The following is a 4,151-nucleotide window of genomic DNA, read 5'->3' as shown; positions in this document are numbered from 1 at the left end:
CCCTCGGACTGGGCGTTTCCCATGCTCCGCTGGTGCGGCGCCGTTCGCACGACTACAACAAACCTCTTGCCGCGATGCGCGAATATGTGGACGCTATCAACTCCACTCGGCCCGAGTCCGCGAGCGAGGAGAAGCTGCCCACGATCGTGCTTGCCGCACTTGGTCCGAAAATGCTCGAGCTCGCGGCGAAAGAGACGTCCGGCGCGCACCCCTACCTCACGACGCCCGAGCACACCGCTCGCGCGAGGGCGATTCTCGGGGGCGACGCCGATAGCGGTCCGCTGCTCGTGGTCGAGCAGGGCGCGGTGATTGCGCCGTCCGCCGTCACAGATGTAGAGGAGTGGAGGCGACGGGCGCACGACCATCTGGAGATGTACACGGGGCTGCCGAACTACCGAAACTCGTGGAAGCGACTGGGCTTCGACGAGTCCGACTTTGTCCGCGGCGGTTCAGAGCGGCTCGCCGAGGCTCTCGTACCGTGCGGCATCGAGGCCACCCTCGCCGCTGTCTACGCGCACCTCGAGGCCGGCGCGTCGCACGTGTTGGTGCAAGTTCTCGGGCCGAACGTGCTCGAGCCCCCGGTCGACGACTGGCGCGCGCTGGCCGAGGCGTTGCGTTAGATCGAAGAATTTCGCTCCGCGATCGCGGTTTTTGTGGCGCGGCTCGCAGGTGGAAATTAACGTGGCGGTATGGACCTCAATAATGCAAGCGCAATCGTCACCGGTGGAGCGTCGGGCATCGGCGCGGCCGTTGCCCGCCAGCTCTCCGAAAAGGGCGCGACAGTCATCGTCGCCGACCTCAACGCAGAGAAGGGCGAGGCTCTCGCCAAGGAAATCGGCGGCGTGTTCGTCTCCGTCGACGTGACCAATACCGACCAGGTACAAGCCGCCGTTGATGCGGCCCGCGAGGCGGGCCCGTTGCGCGTGCTGGTGAACTCGGCCGGCATCGGATCGGCGGCACGCACCATCGGCCGCGACGGCACCATCGACTCGGCACATGACCTTGACATCTGGAAGAAGGTCATCGAGATCAACCTGGTCGGCAGCTTTGACGCGATTCGCCGCGCCGCGACGGTGATGAGCCAGAACGACCCGTCAGATACGGGCGAGAAGGGCGCGATCGTGTCGATGGCGTCGGTTGCCGCGTTCGACGGCCAGATCGGGCAGTCCGCGTACTCGGCGTCGAAGGGCGGCATCGTCGGCATGACGCTTCCGATTGCCCGCGACCTCTCCGCTGCAAGCATTCGTGTCAACGCCGTCGCGCCGGGTCTCATCGACACGCCGATCTACGGCGAGGGCGAGGCTTCCGAGAAGTTCAAGGCGAACCTCGGGCAGAACGTGCTTTTCCCGAAGCGACTCGGCGAAGCCAGCGAGCTCGCCTCGATGGTGCTCGAACTGGTCAACAACCCCTACATGAACGGCGAAGTTGTACGCGTCGATGGTGGCATCCGGATGCCACCGAAGTAGTAGAAGCGTAAACAACCTGAATAGATCGAACTTTAACGGGCGGGAACATTTCTTTCCCGCCCGTTATCTATGTTCAGGACCCACTATTTATGCAAAGGTTGAGTCTGCCCAGACTGCCGATGGCGTAGATATACGACACGACTGAAGAGGTTGAGATGACATACGATCCGAACCAGTACGGAAATGATCCGTACAACACAGGCGGAAATAACGGCGGCGGATACCCGGGATACGGCGACCAAAACTTCGGCGCCCAGGGGAACCCCGGTTACGGCGGCCAGCCCGGCTATGGTGGACAGCCTTACGGTGGCCAGCCCGGTTATGGCGGTCAGCCGGGCTACGGAGACCAAGGCTACGGCCAGCAGGGATTTGGCGGTCAGCAGGGCTTCGGCCAGGGTTATGATCAGCAGGCCTACGGCGCGCAGACGGGTGGATTTGGTCCTCGACAGGAGCTGTCCGTCGGCAACGCGCTCTCGGCAGCATGGAACGGCTTCACCAACAATCTCGCGCCGTGGATCGTCTTCATGATCGTGACGTTGATCGTGGCAGCGATTGTCAACACTCCCAGTATCGCCGGTGGCGGATTCTCGTTCGAGGCATCGACCACTGGCGGTACGGAATCTACCGGCAACTTGGGCCTTCAGCTGCTGACGTCGCTTCTGTCGGCAATCGTCGGGCTCTTCATCGCCAATATGGCGTACCAGGCAGCGCTTCGGACCGTCGATGGCGAGAAACTATCCATCGGCGACATGTTCAAACTGCGCAACCTCGGTAGCCACGTGGTGACCTACCTGGTGCTCGTCGTCATCGCCATCGTGTGTGCCGTCGTCATTATCATTGGTTGGATCGTCGGCCTGGTGCTGCTCGTTCTCCTGTATTTCGCACTCATGTCGGCTGTCGACCGAGGCACCAGCGTGGGCGACTCCTTCAAGGCGTCGATCGCCATCGTCCGCGAGAATCTCGGAGTATGCCTGCTCCTGGGTCTGGTCTTCATCGTGTTGAGTGTCCTGTCGCTCTTTACGTTCGGAATCGCCTTCCTGGTCGTCTCCCCTCTGATGTACATCAGTCAGGCATGGGTGTACCGCGCCGCGGGCAGTGGTGCTCAGCAGCAGAACTTCGTTCCCCAGCCCGATTACCCGCAGAACTTCTAATTCACGGGGACAGACTCCGGGCAATCTCAGTGCCGCGGGAACCATTTGGTTCTCGCGGCACTCGTATTTAGACAGCAGCTCGCGCAACGCGAGCACAACGATGGCGAAGCACGATAGATAGGCCGAAGGAACGACTATGACCAACTACCCAGGTGCCCCCGGAGCAGGAGACCCCTACGGCGGGTTCGGACCAGGCGATCCGCGCGACCAGCAGGGCGGATACAGCTACGAGCCACCGTCGTTCAGTCAGGACCCCAGCGGAAGCAATCCGTACGACCCCTATGGGGGAGCGTATGGCGCCCAGCCCAATTCCCCGTACGGATTCGGCCAGCCAGGTTACGGCCAGCCACCCTATGGCCAACCGGGATACGGTCAACAGCCTTACGGCGGTCCGGGATATGGGCAGCCACAGTATGGCCAGCAGTACGGATACAACTCGACGCAGTTCGACATACTGCAGTCACCACCGCCGAACGGTGATGCTCACAAGGTCCCCGGCCTTGATGTCGGCCGGGTCATCTCTGACAGCTGGGACGGATTCACCCAGAACGCCGGCGGATGGATCCTGTGGTGCGTCGTCTATCTCGTCGCGCTTTTCGCTTCGATGTTCGCCGTGATCTTCATTGGTATCGCGCTCTACGCGTCGATAACGACTATAGGTCCCGAATTCGATCCGAATAATGAAGATCTGCCGACGATCTTCGGCAATGGCGCCGGGGCGAGTTTCCTCCTTTGGATGGGGCTCACCTATTTCGTAACCCTCCTCATCTATTTCGTGTTTACGCACATGTCTTTCGTTTCGAGCCTACGAATCGCCAATGGCGAGCGACTCGACGTTGGCGACTTTTTCAAGTTCCATAACTTCGGCAAGTACTTTCTCACCTCTCTGCTTTCGACAGTTGCCTTGGCAGCGGTCCTGCTCATCCCGATCGCCGGTTACTTCCTCGTCTTGCCGCTGGCGTTCTTCTTCTATTTCATTCTCTTTGCGGCAGTCGACGGGCATTCCGTATCGCGCTGTTTCAGCGTCTCGTGGCAGATCACGACGAAGAACGCCGGCTTGTGCCTGCTCTGCGCGATTGTTTTCGGTGTCTTGAACTTCATTGGCGGATTCGTAATCGTCGGGTACATCGTCACCCTGCCGATGATGATGGTCGGTTCGGCCGTTGTGTACCGCTCGGCGACCCGCGGCTACCAGCCGATTCCGAAGCCGATACCGTTCGCTCCCCGCTACTAGATCGCGGCGTCCGACGTCATAAATTATGGGGTTCGGCATACACTGGGATTCATGACGGATTCGGATGATTTGCACCGCTTGGACAAGGCCATCGCGCTCACGCCGGTAACCGAGGGAGACCCCTCGGTGCTGCGTGGGGAGACGACTCCGGAGTACTGGAACATGGTCGGGCCGTTCGGTGGTTCGACCGCGGCAACGCTTCTGCGCGCCGTACTCATGCAGCCGGATGTGCACGGCGAGCCCGTGTCCCTGACGGTCAACTACGCTGGGCCACTCGGGGAGGGTGAGTTCGAGATCGCC

At 61.1% G+C, this 4,151-nt stretch carries 5 protein-coding genes; all 5 read left to right on the top strand.

Going from position 1 to position 4,151, the window contains the following annotated elements; all coding sequences use genetic code 11:
• The coding region (locus tag K8V11_RS08305; protein ID WP_303912639.1) for an LLM class flavin-dependent oxidoreductase at window positions 1-620 on the top strand (620 nt) is incomplete at its 5' end.
• Window positions 621-689: 69 nt separating this feature from the next.
• On the top strand, window positions 690-1,466 hold the full coding sequence (locus K8V11_RS08300; protein WP_303912636.1) for an SDR family NAD(P)-dependent oxidoreductase: 777 nt from the start codon (window positions 690-692) through the stop codon (window positions 1,464-1,466).
• 155 nt (window positions 1,467-1,621) lie between these two features.
• Complete coding sequence (locus K8V11_RS08295) at window positions 1,622-2,617, top strand: hypothetical protein (protein ID WP_303912633.1); 996 nt, start codon at window positions 1,622-1,624, stop codon at window positions 2,615-2,617.
• 136 nt (window positions 2,618-2,753) lie between these two features.
• A complete protein-coding gene (locus K8V11_RS08290; protein ID WP_303912630.1) occupies window positions 2,754-3,851 on the top strand; it encodes a hypothetical protein in 1,098 nt (365 codons plus the stop codon).
• Window positions 3,852-3,902: 51 nt separating this feature from the next.
• Window positions 3,903-4,151: acyl-CoA thioesterase domain-containing protein (locus tag K8V11_RS08285; protein WP_369693055.1), on the top strand; the 249-nt coding region annotated here is incomplete at its 3' end.

This window comes from Dietzia timorensis, assembly GCF_020742175.1.
GTDB lineage: Bacteria > Actinomycetota > Actinomycetes > Mycobacteriales > Mycobacteriaceae > Dietzia > Dietzia timorensis_A.
The sequence above is the reverse complement of the archived record's forward strand: the minus strand, read 5'-3'. Positions and strand labels throughout refer to the sequence as shown.